Genomic DNA, 21,148 nt, shown 5'->3' with positions numbered 1-21,148 from the left:
GGAGATAATGACTTGAGAATGGGTCTGACAAGATTTGTAAACGAAGCTACCATAGGCGAGAATATTGTTTTGATATTTGAGGATAGAATATCATATTTTATCCTCTTTTTTTCGGTATTAAGCTAACATTCAACACTTCTGGCTTTCATCCAAGACTTGCGAGATTGAATATTACGTCGTTGAGCATTAGTTAACTCATAATCATTGAGGTAATTCTTTTTGACAACTTCAATGGCATCCCCAACGATAATAATGTCATTCTCAAGGGCTTTGGTTCCCTTAATTTGTGCCTCATACCATAAATAGAACTCGCTTTCTGTATCATACAGAAATCCGGAGATCAAGGGGTGACAAGGACACTCAACGGTAGACAGTGGTGGGTGTTATGATGGGCTATAGAAAGAATTCCCCTTTAGCAATGGGGATGACTTGACCTCCGACTTCAACAGAAATGGTCTGCTGGTTCCGTTTGGCTCTCAGGCGTAATAGGGAGGGGCGATTAATTTCATAGCCTTGTTCTACTAACACGTCAATATCCTGAGTTCCTAAATAATTCTGTTCCACTAAATAACCGGCAAAACAGCCATTGGCGCTACCGGTAGCTGGATCTTCGGGAATGCCTAAAGAGTCAGCAAACATGCGGGCGCTAAAGGTGTTTTCGGGGTAATGGGTTTCGGGGCAAAATACAAAAATCTCTTTTGCTGGTTTATTTTCTATAAATTCAAAATATAAGGATTGTTCAATTCGACATTGTTTGAGGACAGCTTGGGTTTTCAGGGGAACGATAATAAAGGGGATGCCGGTAGAGACGGTTTGAATGGGGAAGCGATCGTCAATATCTTCCGGTGCTAAACTCAGAATAGGGGCAAGGGCTTCTCTCGGATAGGTAGTAGTAAATTCTGGAGGGTTTTGCTTCATCCATAATATTTCTGAGGTTTGATCCTCAGTTTGCCAATGGACCCGAATTTGTCCTACTTGTAGATTTAAGATGACTTGATCGACTGCCGAGCCAATTATTGCTTTCTGGATAATGTAGGCGGTTCCTAGGGTAGGATGCCCTGCAAAGGGGAGTTCCTGGATTGGAGTAAAGATGCGAACTCGGTAGCCGCCATTTTCGGGGCGATCGCCTAAAACAAAGGTAGTTTCTGAAAAGTTGATTTCTTTGGCGATCGTTTGCATTGTTTCCGTAGTCAGCTCTCCAGCATTGAGGATGACGGCTAATTGATTGCCGCTGTAGGGTCTAACGGCAAAAACGTCGACAATATAAAAGGGGACAGAGGGCATAGGATCTCAGGCCAGTCATTGATTCAAGTTTAGTTTATCAAAGTTTTAGGGGCATTCAATCTTAAGATATCCTAGAAGGGGAATACCTTATTGAAACTTCTAAAACCAAAAACCTATGGCTCGAACTTCAGTCTATTGGAAAAGAAGTCTACAAGTACTACTAGGCATTGTTCTAGCGGTGATGATCGGACTCGTCAGTAGTCAGTTCTGGAGTACGGCGGCATTTGAACTCCGTCTGTTGCATACTAACGATCACCATGCCCATTTAGAACCGGTAGAGATAGGAGAAAATGGCACATTGGGGGGAATTTGTAAACGCAAAACCCTGATTGACCGACTCAGAGAAGAAAGTCAACGTGCCGATCAACCCCTGTTACTTTTAGATGCAGGTGATGTATTCCAAGGTACACTCTATTTTAATACCTATCAAGGGCAAGCTGATAGTAAATTTTACAATGCTTTAGAATATGATGCCATGACTCTAGGCAATCATGAATTCGATCGCGGTCAGGAGGTTCTAGCAAAATTCATTCAAAGCAGTAATTTCCCTATTATTTCAGCTAATCTAAAAACCGAGGTAATGTCTCCCCTTTCGGGATTAGTAAAATCCTGGATTATCCTACAAAAAAATGGGCAAAAAATAGGTGTTTTTGGACTAACCACCCCAAAAACAATGACCATGGCAGAGGTGGGAGAAGGAGTTGAGTTTTTAGATCCAGTCTCAGCAGCTCAACAAGCAGTTGAGGAGTTAAATCAGGAAGGAGTTAATAAAATTATTGCCCTGACTCATTTAGGAATCACTGAAGATCTGGAATTAGCCCGTCAAGTGGATGGTATTGATGTGATTATTGGTGGTCATTCCCATACTAGAATGGGGGATATGCCTAATGCAACTTATCCCTATCCAATCGTAGAAAAAACACCGAATGGTCAGCCCATTTTAGTGGTTACCGATTGGGAATGGGGAAAATATTTAGGGGATTTAGATATCACGTTTGACCGCCAAGGACATCTACAACACTGGAAAGGCGATCTGCATCCTGTAAACACACAAATAACGGATGATCCCGAATTTCAAGATTTTTTAGATACTTTTTCTGAACCGATTCGACAACTGAAGAATAAAGTAATTGGTGAAACCCCCATTAAACTCAATGGCGATCGCCCTTATATTCGACAAGAAAAAACCAACCTGGGAACTTTGTTAGGGGAAGCGTTACTCGCGAAAACAGCAGGTAAAAAAACCGAGATTGCTATTACCCATGGGGGTGGAATTCGAGGGAGTATTCCTGCGGGAGAGATCACCATTGGAGAAGTATTAGAAGTATTTCCGTTTTCTAACACAATTATTGCAGTAGACTTAACAGGAAAACAGATTAAAGAGCTTTTAGAATATGGAGTGAGTCAAGTGGATAAACTTGATGGTTCTTTTCCCCAAGTGGCTGGACTTAAACTGGATTGGCACTCTGATTTACCAGTGGGTTCGCGGATGCTCAGTATCCAAACTCGGCAAGTAGATGGTGCTTATCTTCCTCTTGATCTTGATAAAACTTATCGGGTCGCTACCTCGAGTTTTCTGTTCAAAGGAGGAGACGGATATACCCTATTTTCTGAAGGGAAAAATATTGTCGATACGGGATATTTACTCTCAGATTCTCTGATAGAATATATCCGCGATCGTGCCAGCGATGCGGAGCATTATCGCTCTATTATTAACCCGTAATACTTGCTTCTCCCAATCCCATGTTTTTATCCCTACTCAAAAAGCGCCTAGGCTTATCTGAAGATCAACTGAAAAGACTGGGTGCCTTTCTTCTGCTGGCCTTAACTCTAGTGGGAACCCAAGGGTTAGCGTCCTTACTGGCTCGTTCTCTATTTTTAGCTAACGCAGGGGCGGATAAACTACCGTTACTGTATACCTTAACGCCGATTTGCATTATCACTATCTCTGGTTTTTTTTCCCAAGTCATTGGTCGATTTTCCCACAAGCGCCTCTTGCAGTTACTCCTTTTGGGGAGTGCCCTATTTATGTCAGGGTTAAGAATTCTGGGATGGTTAGATTCTGGACTCTATATTCTGTTTATCTTTTATATTTTTTCCGAAGTCGTCAGCGTACTGGTGATTAAAATTGGTTTTTGGAATCTGGTAGCCGATTACTTTACGACTTTAGAACTCAAGCGCTATACATCCTATCTCAATTTAGCCTCTAGTTTAGGTTATTTACTGGCTAATACGATCGCCGGTATTGCCCTTCAAGTGATTGAACCGTCTGTACTGGTGATCGCACTGCCTGGATTATATGGGTTGGCGATCGCCGAAATGGTCTATATTGAAATCGACCAAAATGATATTGAAGTTAACGAACTCCACCAACAGCCCCAGAAACACGTAGAAACCCTCAAAGACTCCCTGCGCCAATTTCCCCAACTGATTTCTCGCTATCCCATTATTCTGTTTCTGAGTGCTAATACGTTTTTACTCTTATTAGTGCGCCTGTTAGGAGAATATCAATATTCAGCGATCTACGCCGACTCCCTAGACAATGCCCAACAATTGGCGAGTTTCCTTGCCTTAATGGCTGCCTTGTTAAGTCTATTGGAATTTGGCTTATCGTCCCTCGTCACTCCCTGGTTAATTCAAAAAATGGGAGTGCGACGCATGAATCTGATTTATCCCCTGACCACCTTAGCGAGTTTTATCGGTTTATTTCTCGCCCCGGGTTTAGGTTCGGCTGTTTTTACCAATATTAACCAACGTTCCCTCAATTATGGCATGGCTGAAGCTGTGCGATTGCTCAACTATAATGCTGTTCCTCCCCGAATTTTAGGGCGGTTTCGGGTTCTTAGTGAAGGTTTATTTTCCCCCATTGGACAAATTTTAGGCGGTCTGATTCTCCTCAGTGCCCAACACTTAGGAAGTTTAACCACAACAACCTTACTCGGTATCGGTTTAAGTATTATCCATAGTGGGGTGAGCTATTTCACTGGTCGCAGTTATCTGGAATCCTTAATGACTATGGTAACGGAAGGCTTGGTGAATTTAGATGGAGTCAAAACCGGATGGGTTACGCTCCCTTCTTCCTATCAAGAGGAAGTGCAAAATATGCTCACCAGTGGCGATCGCCAAACCCAGCTTTTAGGACTACAATTAGCGACTCGTCTCCCTAACCCTAGCCAGGTTTTACCAGAAGTCAAAACCCTGTTTTCCCACACCCATGCCGAACTGCGTCAGGGAGTGGTTACCTTTCTGAGTCAAATTCCCTCCCAGGATCAACACTTTTGCACCCGAAACTTGTTAGACTCAACAGACCAGTTAGCACGGGCGATCGCCTTAGAACTGTTGATTTTATGTCAACAACCCGTTCCCGAACCCGAGCGATCGCAATTTTGGGCAATGGGAGACCCGGAAATTTGCGCCCTGATCACCCTGGCAGAGCTGCAACTCTCAAAAACCTCATTACCAACTAATTTAGAGGCTTGGGCGGTTGATTTGCCCTCCCATAGCCAACGAAATCTCATCCATATCATTGCTCGCAGTTGCAACCCAGACTTGTTAATCCTACTCGAACCCCTGATCCGCCATGCTCCCCTGGAAATACAGCAGCAGGGACTACGATATTTGACCGCCCTAGAGTGTCACAACAGTCCCCAAATTCGGGAGTTAGTCGCCTCCCAACTCGGTCACTCCGATCCACAAATGAGAGCAACTGCCATTGAAATTTTGGGCAAAGCACCAGAGGAAAATTTACTTCCCTATTTAGCCCAAGCTTTAATGGATTGCCATCCCCATGTGCGCCAACAAGCAGCCCAAGCCCTAGCCCATGCTGGAGAAAAAGCTCTGCACTGGGTCGAATATTATCTAGAATCCCCCGACTCAGAAGTCGTCGATGCAGCCATCTCCACCTTGGGATATATCGGCACACCCCGGGCTGAAGACCGCCTTTATGAATATTTAGCGCCCGAATTACACCAATTTAGCCGCAGTTGGGAATGGTTGCAGCAGCTTCCGACAAACCGTCCCCAGTGGAAGCTTTTGGCGATCGCCATTGATGATTATCAAAAGCGCGTATTAGAGCGGGTGTTCCATACCCTGTCAACCCTAGGGTGTAGCGCAACCCTAGATGCACTCAAACAGGTGATTCATTCCCACAATTTACGCGATCGGGCCAATGCGGTAGAGACCATTGCCTCCCTGCGCTATCGTCGATTTGTGCAACCCCTATTGCCCTTTTTAGAAACTTGGGCTAGCGGTCAATCCCTGGAACAGGAAATTAATGCCGATGCCCAATGGATGAAAACCCAAGGCTATAAACTGATTTTAGAATGCCTTGCGTCCCAAGACCGATGGTTAGAACTCGGTGCAATGGTAGCCTTGATGGATATTCCCCAGATCCTGATCCAAACCCCAGATCCCCTTGTTCAAGATGTAGCAAAAACCCTATTTCCGGCCAGGGGTCAAGTCTGTCATCAAGAGCCAACCCTGCAACGGATCTATATCCTCACCCGCGTCGATCTCTTCCGTCACTTTTGTCTGGATGAGTTGCTGCTGATTAATCAGGAATTGATCGAAGAACATTTTGCTTCTCAAGAAGCGATCGTAGCCGAAGGTTCCCTACGTCACCATCTCTATATTCTTTCTTCAGGAACTGCCCAGATTGTCAAAACCATGGGCGGGAGACAAAAAATCCTCGCCACCTTAAGTTCAGGGGATTATTTTGGAGAAGCGCAACTGTTTAATCAAAATCCTGCTTGGGTGGATGTGATTGCCGAAACGGATTGTACTTTACTCAAATTAGAGAGCGATCGCTTCCTCGACCTAGTTTACCAAAAACCCGATATGATTCTGGAAATTTGCAAACGCTTTAGCGCCTTCCTCAAGCAAAGCCTTGAAGAAACCGAAATCAACCCTAGAGTCTCCAGTTCTAAGCTAATATAACAGTACAGTCGCTGAGTACACATATAGCCCTTAGCGCTAGAAAATCGGGAATAGAGTTGTGAGACAAGACTTGGTGCTGTGTCGATGACAGAAGAGGGAAGGAACTGCTGATTAACTCAATAATGACCTTCTTTTAATTATGAAGTTACATTTGCGCTTAGTGTTAATTGTCCCATTTGTCTTACAAATATGTACCATAGTGGGCTTAACTAGATGGCTCTCCCTCCGCAATGGACAAAAGGCGATTGGCAATATGGCGACCCAATTGCAGAAAGAAATTGGGGCGAGAATCGAACAACACCTCAATAGTTATTTAGAAAAACCCTACTTAGTCAATCAAAGTATTTTGAATGCCAAAGCTCTCGGCCACATCAGTCTAGAACGCGATCCCCATTTAGCTCAATTCTTTTTCAAAAAGATGAGGTTATTTGAGCAAATTAGTTTTATTCAAGTGGCTAACGAAAACAGAGGATTTTATGGAATCCAACGCCTCGATGACCACAGTTTAAACATCTGGAATAGCGATCGCACGACCGGTTATAATCTGCATGTCTATGCAACCAATAGTCAAGACCAACCCACCCAACTCCTGAATATTTCACCCAACTACGATCCCCGGACTCGTGATTGGTACATTGCCCCCGCAACGAAGCACCAATCGGCCTGGAGTGAAATTTATACTTATTTAGCCAGTCCCAAGCTAGCCCTAACCTTTGCAGATCCAGTATACGATCGAGAGGGCGAATTACTTGGGGTTGTGGCCACAGATTTCGCTTTATTAGATATCAATCAATTCCTCAGCGAGTTAAAAATTGGGAAAACTGGGCAAGCATTTATTTTAGAGCGTTCTGGTCTATTGGTCGCTAATTCCACCGGAGAAAATCCATTTTCTGTTAATGCTCGGGAAAATACATTAGAACGCTTATTAGCCATTAACAGTCAAAATCAGTTAACTCAATTGACTGCTCAGTTTTTAGAGCAACATTTTGGAAATTCAAATGACATCGATCGATTAGAGAAACTCATTTTCAAAGTCAATGGAAAACGACACTTTGTTCAAGTCTTGCCCTATCAAGATCGATGGGGGTTAGATTGGATAGTCGTTATTGTCATGCCCGAAAAAGATTTTCTCGCAGAAATTAATGTTAATACTTACACTACGATTGGGTTGTGTTTGGTTGCCTTGGCGATCGCCATTGGATTGGGAATTTATACCTCTCGGTGGATTACCAAACCCATACTAGATCTGGCACAATCGTCAGAAGCAATGTCTAAAGGAGATTTAGGTCAACAAGTTGCAGAAGGTGCGATCGTAGAATTAAAAACCCTAGCTACTGCATTCAACCGCATGGCACACCAATTAAAAACAGCCTTCACTAACCTCGAACTAAAAGTAAAAGAACGCACAGCTCAATTAGTCGAAGCAAAAGAAACAGCAGAACTTGCCAACCAAGCTAAAAGCGAATTTCTCGCCAATATGAGTCATGAATTACGCACACCATTAAATGGAATTTTGGGGTATACTCAAATTCTCAAACAGGCTAAAGATACCGAGTATCAAGAGCGTGGTTTAGAAGTGATTGAACAATCAGGGCACCATTTACTGAATTTAATTAACGATATTCTCGATCTCTCCAAAATTGAAGCTCGAAAACTAGAATTAAGACCTCAAGATATCCATCTCGCCTATTTCTTATTCGGTGTCGTTGAACTATCTCGAATTCCCGCAGAAAGCAAAGGAATTACATTCAATTTTGATTTCAATCCAGACTTGCCCTCATCAGTAACTATAGATGAAAAACGATTGCGTCAAGTCTTGCTTAATTTGTTAGGGAATGCGATTAAATTTACCGATAGTGGAGGTGTGGAACTGAGGGTAGAAGCCTTACCCTTGGCAGACTCTAATAAAGCATTGTTCAGGTTTACTGTGCAAGATACTGGAGTAGGCATGACTGCTGAACAAGTGCGTAAAATCTTCTTACCATTTGAACAAGTGGGGAATAAAACACGACAAGCTGAAGGAACCGGTTTAGGATTAGCCATCTCCCAGAAAATTGTCCGTTTGATGGGGAGTGAAATTCAAGCGATCAGCAAACCTGGAGAAGGCAGTACCTTTTACTTTGAGGTTGAATTACCCATTGCTTCGGAATGGGTAGAAACGGATACAGTGAGCCAAATCGGACAAATAATCGATTATCGGGGCGATCGCTATAAGATATTAATTGTAGACGATAAATCGGTCAACCGCGAAACCTTAGTCACGGTGTTAACCTCCTTAGGATTTGAATGTCAAGAGGCAGAACATGGAGAAGACGGATTTCAGCAGGCGATTGGTTTTCAACCGGATTTAATCATTACTGATTTAGTCATACCAGTTTTAGATGGATTTGAAATGGTGCGTAAATTGCGTACCCTGTCCCAGTTTAAAGACACGATTATTATTGCTTCTTCAGCCAGTGTTTTGGCTAAAGACCGAGAAAACAGTTTAGAAGTTGGTTGTCAGGATTTTATTCAAAAGCCTGTAGAACTTCAACAGTTATTTCAATGTTTGCAAAGGTATTTAAAACTTGAGTGGGTTTATGAAGATATAATTTCCCCTGAGTCTGAATGGTCAGCAGTCAGCAACTGTTGCGAAAAACTGCTCCCACCACGGCATATTTTAGAACAAATTTATCAAGCCGCAAAAATTGGCGATATTGCGGAGATTGAAGCCTTAGCGCAACCTTTGGAACAGGATGAGCGCTATCGGAGTTTTGCACATCGGATTTTGGTCTTAGTTACTAATTTTCAAGATATGGCGATCGTCCGATTAATTGAGCAGTCTTTAGACTCCTCAACCCTAGAGCAAACCTCAAATAATAAAACCCCTTAATTTATGAATCCCATTGTCCTCTTACAAAATCTCTCCCTTTTCCAAAGCCTGAGCTTAGACGAACTTATTTTAATCTCCCAAGAATTAGTCCAAGAACAGTTTTTAGAAAATGAAATCATCCTCCCCGCAGGCAAAGTCATGAACGCTTGTTATATTGTTGGATCGGGAACAGTGATCTCTTTTAAGCGCTCTGGAGACCAATTAATCCCCATTAAGGAAATTTTATCTGGTTCTAGCTTTGGCTATCTTGACCTCTTTGATGATTCGCCCTCACAATTGCAATTTGTGGCTAAAACTGACTGTCAACTGTTCAAAATTGCTAAGAAACGTTTAATTAGTCTAGGTTACCAACGCCCGCAGATTTTGATCTCTATTTGTCGCGATTTTAGTCAAACTCTACAGCAGGTGGTTTATCAACAATGGATGCAAGAGGTTAATCATTAGTAGTTTCAAGTTTCAAAAGCTAATAGAGATTGCTGTGGATTGAAACTTTCGATGCTCCAGTTATCAACCCAGCTATACATGGTTTCAAGTTTCAAAAGCTAATAGAGATTGCTGTGGATTGAAACTGGAACAACTTCGCATCCGGACAGAGGAACATCTGTTTCAAAAGCTAATAGAGATTGCTGTGGATTGAAACTCTCGATTTAAGAAAAGAGTGGAGGAAGCTAAACGGTTTCAAAAGCTAATAGAGATTGCTGTGGATTGAAACTCATCGCGCTCCCCTTCGACAATTGGCGACCTCAGTTTCAAAAGCTAATAGAGATTGCTGTGGATTGAAACACATTCAGCAAGCTTACGAACTGGGATATAAGCCAGGGTGGTCACTCGTTTCAAAAGCTAATAGAGATTGCTGTGGATTGAAACTTTAGTGATTCCCGCGCTTTTGCTAGTTCATCTAGAGTTTCAAAAGCTAATAGAGATTGCTGTGGATTGAAACCCTGGAAGAACAAGATGGCTGACCTCCAAAAAATAAAAGGTTTCAAAAGCTAATAGAGATTGCTGTGGATTGAAACTTTCTCCCACTCAAATTGCCGAATTCATCAGGATAGCCGTTGGTTTCAAAAGCTAATAGAGATTGCTGTGGATTGAAACCCTCTACTAAATCAGTGGGATTTGAGCCATTGAAGTTTCAAAAGCTAATAGAGATTGCTGTGGATTGAAACTCTCCCGCAACGCTTCCGCTTCCTCTGGAGAAAATGTTTCAAAAGCTAATAGAGATTGCTGTGGATTGAAACGATCGGCCACCTTCAGTAAGAACAGACTTCTCGTAAGTTTCAAAAGCTAATAGAGATTGCTGTGGATTGAAACACGAAAGCGATCGCTGGGAATGCCCTGATCAAAATGGTTTCAAAAGCTAATAGAGATTGCTGTGGATTGAAACTCTCCCTTCTTTCTGTAAGAGCGAATCGAGGTACAAGTTTCAAAAGCTAATAGAGATTGCTGTGGATTGAAACCTGCGCCTGCACCTACACCAAGCCCAACGCCTAGCCCGTTTCAAAAGCTAATAGAGATTGCTGTGGATTGAAACTTGCATGGGGAGCTATAAGAAACTGGGTTATCTTATTTGTTTCAAAAGCTAATAGAGATTGCTGTGGATTGAAACGCAAGCGCTGAGATACGATGTCCGGCTGGGTTATCGGTTTCAAAAGCTAATAGAGATTGCTGTGGATTGAAACAGTCCGGTCTATGTTCAATATCTACCCCTACGAACGTTTCAAAAGCTAATAGAGATTGCTGTGGATTGAAACACATTTTAGATTCGTGCGGCAGCAGAGAAGCATTTTGTTTCAAAAGCTAATAGAGATTGCTGTGGATTGAAACGAGGCGATTTTTTTATCCAACCAAACAACCATGAACCAGTTTCAAAAGCTAATAGAGATTGCTGTGGATTGAAACATGTGACGCTTGGCATCAGCCAACATCTGAGTATCAGTTTCAAAAGCTAATAGAGATTGCTGTGGATTGAAACATTTTTTTTGCGGCAGGTTCGCTATCCGTTGTATAGGTTTCAAAAGCTAATAGAGATTGCTGTGGATTGAAACTTTAATCTTGGTTGCCGTGGTCGGAAATGCGGTGGTGTCGTTGTTTCAAAAGCTAATAGAGATTGCTGTGGATTGAAACCCCCTGCTGGCAAGGGGTGGGGGGATCGCCTAACTCGGTTTCAAAAGCTAATAGAGATTGCTGTGGATTGAAACCTCATCGAAAGACTATAGACTTCTTGAGGACGCTTATGTTTCAAAAGCTAATAGAGATTGCTGTGGATTGAAACCAATACATTCACGAGTGCCCATAAAGACATCAGAGGTTTCAAAAGCTAATAGAGATTGCTGTGGATTGAAACCTGTATGTCTTCACGCACTCTGGGAAAATGTCAGTTTCAAAAGCTAATAGAGATTGCTGTGGATTGAAACACTATGCTGCAATCCAACGCGTCCTGGGTTGGCAAGTTTCAAAAGCTAATAGAGATTGCTGTGGATTGAAACAATAACACGGCAGCTCAAAGGGTTGGCTAGGGAGCTGGACGGTTTCAAAAGCTAATAGAGATTGCTGTGGATTGAAACTCCTTCTTCACTGGCTTGCTCATCCAGTATTCTCCAGTTTCAAAAGCTAATAGAGATTGCTGTGGATTGAAACCCTACGAAACGAACCTCTTGACCTTTGAAAGCAAAGTTTCAAAAGCTAATAGAGATTGCTGTGGATTGAAACGGGAGACGTGACTCCCCCCGACAAGAACCAACTAGTTTCAAAAGCTAATAGAGATTGCTGTGGATTGAAACACCACAGGGAAAGAAGTCCCAAACGTCAGGTGGATGTTTCAAAAGCTAATAGAGATTGCTGTGGATTGAAACGTGACCGATGCCTGTATCAAGCGTAAGTGCCGGGTTTCAAAAGCTAATAGAGATTGCTGTGGATTGAAACGTTGATCGCACCCAGAGATCGCACGAATATCTAAAAGTTTCAAAAGCTAATAGAGATTGCTGTGGATTGAAACATGAAAGTTAACAGAACAAGCATAAGCACCATTAGGTTTCAAAAGCTAATAGAGATTGCTGTGGATTGAAACGCTTCATTTCATCACTGCCTATCACGAACATAAATGTTTCAAAAGCTAATAGAGATTGCTGTGGATTGAAACCCTGGCTTTAATCGTGAGTTCCAAAAGCGTCTCTCAAGTTTCAAAAGCTAATAGAGATTGCTGTGGATTGAAACTCGCCAAAGGTTGGGGCTATTTTCAAAATGCTGATTGTTTCAAAAGCTAATAGAGATTGCTGTGGATTGAAACTGCTGCATAGGCAAGGATCGAAAGTGTCAGGGGAAGTTTCAAAAGCTAATAGAGATTGCTGTGGATTGAAACTTAAAGTAAGAGCGATTAGAAATCGGATAGTCCCGTTTCAAAAGCTAATAGAGATTGCTGTGGATTGAAACTTATAATCTGCAAAGTTATTGCATATTATTTTATGTTTCAAAAGCTAATAGAGATTGCTGTGGATTGAAACTTATTCCAGAAACGAGCAAAACGAAATTATCAATCCGTTTCAAAAGCTAATAGAGATTGCTGTGGATTGAAACCTTGGCTTTATTTTGAATGGTGGTGTTTCTTTGGCGTTTCAAAAGCTAATAGAGATTGCTGTGGATTGAAACTACCAGAAAAAGTATCGGGATCCATAAGATAATGAAGGTTTCAAAAGCTAATAGAGATTGCTGTGGATTGAAACAATAAAGGAATGGTTGCCCTCTCTATATTGGAGATGTTTCAAAAGCTAATAGAGATTGCTGTGGATTGAAACTTGACTGCTGCTGAAGAGGCGTACCTGCGTGTGCCATGGGAGTTTCAAAAGCTAATAGAGATTGCTGTGGATTGAAACACCAAGTATAAGTCTCCAGGTTTTGCTTCAGAAGAGTTTCAAAAGCTAATAGAGATTGCTGTGGATTGAAACAGAGCTATCAATTGAAGGTTGATTACTCTGCTTATTAGTTTCAAAAGCTAATAGAGATTGCTGTGGATTGAAACCCCCCGCCCCAGTAACTAATCAATTACGACCATGATGTTTCAAAAGCTAATAGAGATTGCTGTGGATTGAAACTTTAGGAAATTCATCATACCAACGTTTGGGAATGTTTCAAAAGCTAATAGAGATTGCTGTGGATTGAAACCCGAGTTGTGCGGCTGCGAAGGGGAACCCTGCTCCGTTTCAAAAGCTAATAGAGATTGCTGTGGATTGAAACGCGATGTTGCAGTTGAAGTTAAAGGTTGTGAAATTCTGGAGTTTCAAAAGCTAATAGAGATTGCTGTGGATTGAAACTGGGGTTGGCGGTTTGTCCTTGGGTTTTCCTTCGTTTCAAAAGCTAATAGAGATTGCTGTGGATTGAAACACTTAATCGATAGGCAGCCTGCGCCGGGCGAATCGGGTTTCAAAAGCTAATAGAGATTGCTGTGGATTGAAACATTTAGCTTTGAATGCCATATGCATCCTCGGTAATAGTTTCAAAAGCTAATAGAGATTGCTGTGGATTGAAACAATACCATATGCGCTCTCAATAAGGAACAGCTTCAGCCTGTTTCAAAAGCTAATAGAGATTGCTGTGGATTGAAACGGCAATTCTGAGCCGCTAATAGCGCATCCCCCTGTTTCAAAAGCTAATAGAGATTGCTGTGGATTGAAACTTCCCTCTAGATCGAGAAGCTCTTTGGTTACTTTTGGTTTCAAAAGCTAATAGAGATTGCTGTGGATTGAAACTAGGCTGATGGTAATTCTGGTATTAGCCGGAACTGTTTCAAAAGCTAATAGAGATTGCTGTGGATTGAAACGATACAGTTGATTAAGTCTTGAGTTAGTGCTTGAGTTTCAAAAGCTAATAGAGATTGCTGTGGATTGAAACTGGCGGTGATTCTTGGGTTCCATTTAGAGATTTGTTTCAAAAGCTAATAGAGATTGCTGTGGATTGAAACCGTAATTTTGGTTATTTGCCATGCTAGTCTAGAGATGTTTCAAAAGCTAATAGAGATTGCTGTGGATTGAAACTAAAACAATAATACTTGTCCCGATCATGATAAAAGTTTCAAAAGCTAATAGAGATTGCTGTGGATTGAAACACGAATTATCTGATGTGGCTTGTGGTGTAGTCATGTTTCAAAAGCTAATAGAGATTGCTGTGGATTGAAACCGGCGATCGCTCTCTTGTCCTTCATTAGGAGTAATTGAATGAAGTTTCAAAAGCTAATAGAGATTGCTGTGGATTGAAACTGAAGCTGTAGCATTTTGCAGTAATCCACAGTTCCCAGTTTCAAAAGCTAATAGAGATTGCTGTGGATTGAAACCCTGGTGGTGGGGGTCGTTGCGGTATTTTATATCAGTTTCAAAAGCTAATAGAGATTGCTGTGGATTGAAACATGAAAACTTACGAAAACCAGAAAGATGATCTGGTTTCAAAAGCTAATAGAGATTGCTGTGGATTGAAACTCGAGCTTGCCTCTGATATACTTTGGCATATACACGTTTCAAAAGCTAATAGAGATTGCTGTGGATTGAAACAATAGGGGGATAAGAAGTGCTTATTATTATAATAAGTTTCAAAAGCTAATAGAGATTGCTGTGGATTGAAACAGCTTGCTGTAGAATCCTTATCAGCCATAGCTTTGACACTCAGTTTCCGACACTGAACCCAAAAGATGGCTGAATGAGAGACCTTGATGCTGCCAAAATCGCTGAAATCCTGACTGCATAAGGGCCGACGGTCGATTGAGCAGTTGAGTCGTTAGAAGTCAATCGGGATCGGGGCTGTAGCCTATCTCGGAATCACTTCAACTTAACATCTCCCCTGTGTCGGAATCCTATCAAAAGTTAATAGAGATTGCTGTGAATTAAAGGGCAATCCAAATATTCAATTTTCAAGGTTCATAAATAACGAATCTCTATTAGAAATCGCTGGTTGATCTCACCAGCAGATTGCGGCTGCCAAAGCTACACCGCCGTATCCCTCGAAACCAGGGAACATCGTAAGATGTTAGGATTTACTATACCACCAAAACGCAAATTTCAACCACGCTTAATGATCTGTAAAGTTAGTGAATTCAAGGCCAATTTTACATTCGACCAGATCGCCATCATCCGTGAATACCAGGAAGGTTTGAGGCGGCTATGGAATTTTGCCCTAGGGCAACTGATCAACGCTGATGAAAATTGGCACTATGACAAGGTGTCTAAAACTTATGTCTCCAAATGTACTCTAGTCCGTCACCAAGTCAAGGATGACCTCTCAAAAACCTGGGTCGCCCATTCCCCCGTCCTTGACGGGCGCTCTCGGTGGATTGTCGCGGCTTGCCAAGCCTACCCCACAGCTACTACAAAAGCAGGTCACCAGAGAATGGCTGATAAAGATCATGTATTTACCCGCGCCGAGATTAAAGCCTCTGGATGGGTTGGGGGATATGGCTACTCCTGTCCTATCCAACGAGACCATAACTCTGGTCTAATCAGCAATTCAGCCATGAAGGACTCCAAACGAGGTTTAGGCATCCTTGCCAGAGCCAGAGATTTACAAGATCCAACAATTATTACCCCCGATTTGCTCAAAGACTTAGACCGCAAATTAATCCTCAACGTGCAACAAAAGTATCGGATGGGATTACTCGAACAACTAGGGGGAGCTTGGGATAAATATGTCAAAGACCGTTACAGTAAAGAATCCTTACGCCGAGGTAAGCCGAAATTCAAAGGAACGAACACCCCAGTGAACACCATTCGCCACCCCAACCCCAACGCGGGAGGGAAGAAACCCCAATCGGCTGATGCTGTCCGTGCTATTGGGAGCGATCTGCTGAAAATCCCCGGTTTTGGGGATGTCCACCTACCTGGATTGGATAAACGCTGGGGAAAGAGTCGGGTGAAAATTATGCAAATTGTGGAGAAAGCATCCGGTTTTTTTGTGCAACTCACCCGCGAAGAAGCGCCCCGACGGGTGCGAAAGGTGGAACCAAGGGGATATGCAGGCATCGATTGGGGATGGAAAGAGGAGAATTATTGCTCGGTGAGTTGGGTGAATGAGGGGGGAGAAACTCGCAGTCAACAAATCAGTAAACCCCGGTTTTATCGAGAGTCCCAAGAGCAACTGGCAAAAGCGCAGCAGAAATTGGACGAGAAGCTCTACCGTCGTCTGATTCTCTGGATTCATCATCCGGACACTAATCTATTGGATTATGTCTCGGAAGGGGATGCGGATATTCTCAAAACTTGCCGCACGGTTGAGGATTTATGTGCCCATATTGGTGTTGATTTAAATGCCAGTACTATCCAACGCTTGCGCTGGAAACAGTGCGGAGACTCCCAAGGGGTGAAGGGCTGCAAGCAGAAAATTAAACGTATCCACGAAAAAACCAAACGCAGACGGCGATCGCATCAATACCGCATTGCTTCCTATTTAACCACTTATTCGTCGGGTATTGCTGTAGAGGATGGGCTACAGAAGATGGTAGGGAAGACAAAAGCCAAAGCGAAAGAAGACGGGAGCGGATTTGACAAAAATAAAGCATCGGCCGTTACAGGACAAAATAAGAGTAATCGAGACGCGGCGATCGGTCAACAGATTGACTTAATCGACAAGAAAACCCAAGAATTTGGCAAGTCTACCCAGCGCATCAAGTTCGCTGCTGACCTACCCTTATCCCGTATCTGTTGTAAATGCCTAGCCTATGACCCAGAAATGGACATCAGTAAGCCTGTCTATCATTGTACCCAGTGTGGGTATGAGGGCGATCGAGATGTTAATTCTTCTGCACTCATTGCCAAGATTGGACGTGAACCCAGTCTACAGAAAACTATTAAACAAAACATCAAGAAAACGCGCAAAAAATCCTAAGTAGGTGCGCAAGAGGGTTCGCCCCTACTGTTATCTATTGTAATTTCATTGCCAACTCAGCCAACTTTTTTCCCAGTGCTTGTACCGACTCCTGTTGCCTTTGCTCCTTCAGTTGTCCTTGACTATCAAACTGTTCAAATGCATTGGGAATCGTCTTTTGATCGGGCAAAACCATCACGCCAATATTCTCCAAAATTGCCCGTAAATGCACTAGTCCCCTTAAACCGCCTAATCCTCCAGGGGAGGTACTCATAATTGCGGCCACTTTACCCCGAAAACAACTGAGCGCTAAGGGGGATTCATCGGGTTCGGAACGGGAGAGCCAATCGATGGTATTTTTCAATAATCCGCTAATGGAGCTATTGTATTCTGGAGAGGCAATTAACAAACCGTCGTGAGATTTAAAGAGCTGCTTCAAGGCTAAAACGGACTCTGGAAATCCTTCCTGTTCTTGTAAGTCTTGGTCGTAAATGGGCATTGGGTAATCGCGCAAATCAATAAACGTAACTTCTGCACCCGCGTCAGTCGCTCCTTGAGCAGCGATTTTTACCAGTTTTTTATGAAAAGATTCTTGGCGAGTACTGCCAGCAAAGGCCAGGATTTTAGTGGAGTTCGACATGATTAATTGAGTGAGAAAATAAGTTTTAAACTATTTCACTCATCTCCCAGCGCCCCCTGAGCGGAGTCGAAGGGGGCGTTTCTCCCACAGCAAGAGAGAGATCTAGGGAGAGAGCAAGAGATTGAGAGCAACTAAGCTAAATCAAAGAGCAGAAATTCTGAGGATTCTTCGGCTTGTAGATTTAAGGTTTGGGTGTTGGCGATCGCGGCTCCATCTCCAGTTTCTAGTACCATACCATTGACGGATAGTTTCCCGCGAACCATTTGTATCCATCCATAACGCTCTGGTGCAAAATCATAGGACACCTGCACCTGTGGATCTAAAATCGATGCAAACAATTTTGCATCTTGATGAATCACTACCGAACCCCCCTCACCATCGGGAGACACTAACAATCGCAGTTGATTTTGTTTGGATTCTGGACTAAAATATTCTTGTTGATAGCCTGGCTTCAGACCTTTTTGATTGGGTACAATCCAGATTTGTAAAAAATGGGTCGTATCCTCTTGATTATGGTTATACTCACTATGGGTTACTCCGGTTCCAGCACTCATAATCTGGACATCTCCAGGATTAATCACCGACCCATTACCCATGCTATCTTTATGTTCTAACGCACCGTTAATTACATAAGAAATGATTTCCATATCTCGGTGCGGATGGGTTCCAAATCCAAAACCGCCTTGAATTCGGTCTTCATTAATTACTAAAAGATGGCGAAAGCCTTGATATTTTGGATCGTAATAACTGGCAAATGAGAAGGTATGATTAGACTTTAACCATCCATGGTTTGCCTGTCCTCGTTCTGAGGATTTACGCAGCACAATTTTTGGTGTTTTTAAGGGTGCGTTAACCATAACAGAAAGACCCAACTCAACTCTTAATCATTAGTTTAGTTCAGCTCAACTGAGCCTGTAAAGACGGTACTTCAAAGTGCCATAGTACCCAAAAAGTAACGATGCACAGTCCAATTGAGTCCTCAACTCGCCTAACCTGCGCCGTAGAAACTACCATCAAAGTGATTGGGGGATGGTGGAAAGTCCTGATTTTGCGCGAACTTTTCTCTGGGGTGAAACGCTTTGGGGAACTACAACGGGCGATTTCTGGAGTAACGCAGAAAATGCTGACTCAACAACTGCGAGAAATGGAACAGGATGGACTCATCAATCTACTGTCCAAATTTTCACGGTGCGATCGTCGCTAGCCGAGGCTAAGATCTGACCCTGGGGACTAAAGCGCAGATTCCAGACTTCTCCCTGATGTCCTTCTAAGGTTCTCAGTTCTTGAGGGTGAGGACTGGCTAAGTTCCAGAGTTTGATCGTCTGGTCTAAGCTAGAAGAAGCTAGGGTTTGGCCATCGGGACTGAAAACGATATCAGTGATGGCATTCTGGTGACCTTTGAGGGTCGCTTGGAGTTTTCCATCTAACATCCATAAAGTAATCGTGCGATCTTCACTCCCAGAAGCGAGGATTTGCCCATCTGGACTAAACCTCACCGTTCGCACTCCACTCTCGTGGGGCAATGTTTTGAGTAATTGACCCTCCAGAGTCCAGAGTTTAACTGTGCCATCCCTAGATGCGGATGCCAGGGTTTGGCCGTCAGGACTAAAGGCAATGCCAAAGATAATGTTGGTATGGCCGGTGAAAGTCTTGAGTAATTCACCCTCCCTTGTCCAGAGTTTAAGGGTATTGTCCATTGCAGCAGAGGCAATGATTTGACTATTGGGGCTAAAGGTAACGGCAATGACGGGCGCTTGATGACCTTGGAGGGTTTTCAGGAACTGTCCCTCTGATGTCCAGAGTTTAAGGGTATTATCGGCGATCGCCGTAGCAATCAATTGCCCATCTGGACTAAAATCCAATTCAGGAATCCCGGCTTGATTCCCCGATAAAATATTGGCTTCAACAATTTCATAGATTCCCTGTTCTAGGATTCTATCAACCTGTTGGGTTAAGGTTGAGGAACTATTATTCAGACTGTGTAGGCGACGTTTGGCTTTAATTCCTTCAACTAAAGCCAGCAATTTTTTATCAGCAATGAGGAGTCCCCTAGAGGAGGAAACCAGCGCTCTAATTTCACTCATTCTGGCTTGTTGTTCGCTCAGTCTCGCTTGTCGAAATTACCAAAAGGCCAAGATTCCCAATCCACTCGCAATCAGTAGGGCAAGACTGAGAACCCAGAGAAATTGGCGTTGTAAGTGAGCGAGATGTTGTTCTTGTTTTAACCGTGCTTCTACCTCTTTAGTGCGATCGGCTTCCAGGGCAGTTTGCACCGCTTGCCGATCCACCTCAACCGATGCCGATAGAAACTGATAATCTTCATTACTTAAACGTTTTCCTTGGGCCCAAACTTGGGCATCCTGAAGCGCTTGTCCTCGCAATAATCGGGACGTATCCGTTTGACCACCGATCGACCAAGCCTGTAACATTTGAGAGTAAGGGCGCAGATCATTTAATTGCTCTCTCACCCAATCTTGATTAAAAATTTGCTCATAAATCCGAGTTTTAACCCGTAATACCCCCTTTTCCTTGATCGCCAAACCAGATAAGATCAGTTCAATCTGTTCCCAACTATCGTCATTGTGAACTCTCTCTCCTTGGAGGATACGCTGGTAAACACTCAAGAGTCGGGCACTGTGCTGGGGATTGTCGAGCAGGCGATCGCGGATCGTTTTTAAGTGTTCTGGTTCATCTTGAGATTGCCATTGATCGAGAATTTTTTCCCGGACAACTTGCTCGACCCAAAACTCTTCATTTCCAGCCAATAATTTTGCTGATTTTCCATCGATCTCTTCACTCACTTGAGCGAGAATTTTAAACAATTTTTGGCTCAGAAAAGGCTGTCCATTTGTCCAATACAAAACCCGCTTGATAATTCGATCCAGATTCAGGCGCTTGGCTGATAATTCCTGAGCTAAGGGTTGCATCTCAGAAAACGTAAACCCATTCAATTCTATGGCTGTGCCAATATTGAAAGGAGTTCGGGATGGATCGGCAATTAAATCAGAGGGAGTCGCCACCCCAAAAATGGCAAATGTTAATCGATTATAATTCGGTTCTAAAGCGCGTTGATTGTAGCAAAATCGAATAAAAACGAAAAAATCATTAATCGGGAAAGGCAGACTTAAAATACTATCAATCTCATCAATGAAAATGACTAGATTTTCTTGCTCAAATGTGGCGAACAAAATATCATAGATGAATTGGGTTAAGCGCTGAGTGATGGACAAACTCTCTTGAGTTTTCCACCATTCCTTTAAATTAAATGTCTTAAATAACTTAAATCCTCGTCTTAATTCACTTACGATCCCTTTATACCATTGTTCGGGAGTGATATGTTCACTGCCAATACTGGTTAAATCAACTGTGGCACATTTCCATCCTTCCTGCTCTAATTGATATCGAGTTCTTACCAGTAGGGAAGATTTGCCCATTTGTCGGGAATTTAAAACATAACAAAATTCACCCTTCTTCAACGCATTATATAACTGAGTGTCAGCCTGTCTTTGAATATAACTTGATGAATCTTTTCTTAAGCTACCACCAACCTGATAGATGGACATAATATGAATTGAAAA

At 42.8% G+C, this 21,148-nt stretch carries 11 protein-coding genes, 1 pseudogene and 1 CRISPR repeat array; of the genes and pseudogenes, 6 read left to right on the top strand and 6 right to left on the bottom strand.

Features of this window, described 5'->3' with window-relative positions:
• Window positions 1-122 precede the first annotated feature (122 nt).
• Both J7545_RS08050 and J7545_RS08045 read right to left on the bottom strand, forming a co-directional pair.
• Window positions 123-344, bottom strand: coding sequence for a hypothetical protein (locus tag J7545_RS08050; RefSeq protein ID WP_318719400.1), 222 nt, complete (start codon window positions 342-344; stop codon window positions 123-125).
• 49 nt (window positions 345-393) lie between these two features.
• A complete protein-coding gene (locus tag J7545_RS08045; protein ID WP_318719399.1) occupies window positions 394-1,284 on the bottom strand; it encodes a PhzF family phenazine biosynthesis protein in 891 nt (296 codons plus the stop codon).
• 115 nt (window positions 1,285-1,399) lie between these two features.
• On the opposite strand from J7545_RS08045, the gene J7545_RS08040 reads away from it, so the two are divergent.
• The 5 genes from J7545_RS08040 (at window position 1,400) to J7545_RS08020 (ending at window position 16,951) form a co-directional block, all read left to right on the top strand.
• Entirely contained in the window at window positions 1,400-3,007 is a 1,608-nt protein-coding gene (locus tag J7545_RS08040; protein ID WP_318719398.1) for a bifunctional metallophosphatase/5'-nucleotidase, read from the top strand.
• 20 nt (window positions 3,008-3,027) lie between these two features.
• On the top strand, window positions 3,028-6,219 hold the full coding sequence (locus tag J7545_RS08035; protein ID WP_318719397.1) for a HEAT repeat domain-containing protein: 3,192 nt from the start codon (window positions 3,028-3,030) through the stop codon (window positions 6,217-6,219).
• Between the two features lie 139 nt (window positions 6,220-6,358).
• Window positions 6,359-9,091, top strand: coding sequence for an ATP-binding protein (locus tag J7545_RS08030; protein WP_318719396.1), 2,733 nt, complete (start codon window positions 6,359-6,361; stop codon window positions 9,089-9,091).
• Between the two features lie 3 nt (window positions 9,092-9,094).
• Window positions 9,095-9,535, top strand: a complete 441-nt coding sequence (locus J7545_RS08025; RefSeq protein WP_318719395.1) for a cyclic nucleotide-binding domain-containing protein — start codon at window positions 9,095-9,097, stop codon at window positions 9,533-9,535.
• Between the two features lie 9 nt (window positions 9,536-9,544).
• A CRISPR array of direct repeats spans window positions 9,545-14,700; the repeat unit is 37 nt; unit sequence GTTTCAAAAGCTAATAGAGATTGCTGTGGATTGAAAC.
• Between the two features lie 445 nt (window positions 14,701-15,145).
• Window positions 15,146-16,951, top strand: a complete 1,806-nt coding sequence (locus J7545_RS08020; protein ID WP_318719394.1) for a zinc ribbon domain-containing protein — start codon at window positions 15,146-15,148, stop codon at window positions 16,949-16,951.
• Window positions 16,952-16,985: 34 nt separating this feature from the next.
• On the opposite strand, the gene J7545_RS08015 is transcribed toward J7545_RS08020, so the two are convergent.
• Window positions 16,986-17,570 (bottom strand): NAD(P)H-dependent oxidoreductase, encoded by a 585-nt coding sequence (locus J7545_RS08015; RefSeq protein WP_318700335.1) that lies wholly within the window; start codon window positions 17,568-17,570, stop codon window positions 16,986-16,988.
• 131 nt (window positions 17,571-17,701) lie between these two features.
• The gene (locus tag J7545_RS08010; protein ID WP_318700334.1) at window positions 17,702-18,427 is read right to left on the bottom strand and encodes a pirin family protein; all 726 of its coding nucleotides are present in this window, start codon (window positions 18,425-18,427) and stop codon (window positions 17,702-17,704) included.
• A 101-nt stretch (window positions 18,428-18,528) separates the two neighbouring features.
• Between J7545_RS08010 and J7545_RS08005 the strand changes: the two are divergent.
• A pseudogene (locus tag J7545_RS08005) lies at window positions 18,529-18,738 on the top strand (winged helix-turn-helix transcriptional regulator); the annotation flags it as partial.
• On the opposite strand, the gene J7545_RS08000 reads toward J7545_RS08005, so the two are convergent.
• Window positions 18,734-19,654 carry a WD40 repeat domain-containing protein gene (locus J7545_RS08000; protein ID WP_318700332.1) on the bottom strand — a complete coding sequence of 307 codons (921 nt, stop codon included), beginning with the start codon at window positions 19,652-19,654 and terminating at the stop codon, window positions 18,734-18,736. The pseudogene J7545_RS08005 and the gene J7545_RS08000 sit on opposite strands and share 5 nt — an antisense overlap.
• Window positions 19,655-19,690: 36 nt before the next feature.
• On the bottom strand, window positions 19,691-21,133 hold the full coding sequence (locus J7545_RS07995) for an AAA-like domain-containing protein (protein ID WP_318700331.1): 1,443 nt from the start codon (window positions 21,131-21,133) through the stop codon (window positions 19,691-19,693).
• Window positions 21,134-21,148: the final 15 nt, after the last annotated feature.

This window comes from Roseofilum sp. SBFL, assembly GCF_017746885.1.
In the GTDB taxonomy this organism is placed as follows: domain Bacteria; phylum Cyanobacteriota; class Cyanobacteriia; order Cyanobacteriales; family Desertifilaceae; genus Roseofilum.
This window is presented reverse-complemented; position numbering and strand designations above follow the sequence as displayed.

Coding starts and splice junctions, on each gene's coding strand:
- J7545_RS08000 (WP_318700332.1), bottom strand. CDS start 19,654: ATGAGTGAAATTAGAGCGCTGGTTTCCTCCTCTAGGGGACTCCTCATT.
- J7545_RS08025 (WP_318719395.1), top strand. CDS start 9,095: ATGAATCCCATTGTCCTCTTACAAAATCTCTCCCTTTTCCAAAGCCTG.
- J7545_RS08040 (WP_318719398.1), top strand. CDS start 1,400: ATGGCTCGAACTTCAGTCTATTGGAAAAGAAGTCTACAAGTACTACTA.
- J7545_RS07995 (WP_318700331.1), bottom strand. CDS start 21,133: ATGTCCATCTATCAGGTTGGTGGTAGCTTAAGAAAAGATTCATCAAGT.
- J7545_RS08045 (WP_318719399.1), bottom strand. CDS start 1,284: ATGCCCTCTGTCCCCTTTTATATTGTCGACGTTTTTGCCGTTAGACCC.
- J7545_RS08035 (WP_318719397.1), top strand. CDS start 3,028: ATGTTTTTATCCCTACTCAAAAAGCGCCTAGGCTTATCTGAAGATCAA.
- J7545_RS08020 (WP_318719394.1), top strand. CDS start 15,146: ATGATCTGTAAAGTTAGTGAATTCAAGGCCAATTTTACATTCGACCAG.
- J7545_RS08030 (WP_318719396.1), top strand. CDS start 6,359: ATGAAGTTACATTTGCGCTTAGTGTTAATTGTCCCATTTGTCTTACAA.
- J7545_RS08015 (WP_318700335.1), bottom strand. CDS start 17,570: ATGTCGAACTCCACTAAAATCCTGGCCTTTGCTGGCAGTACTCGCCAA.
- J7545_RS08010 (WP_318700334.1), bottom strand. CDS start 18,427: ATGGTTAACGCACCCTTAAAAACACCAAAAATTGTGCTGCGTAAATCC.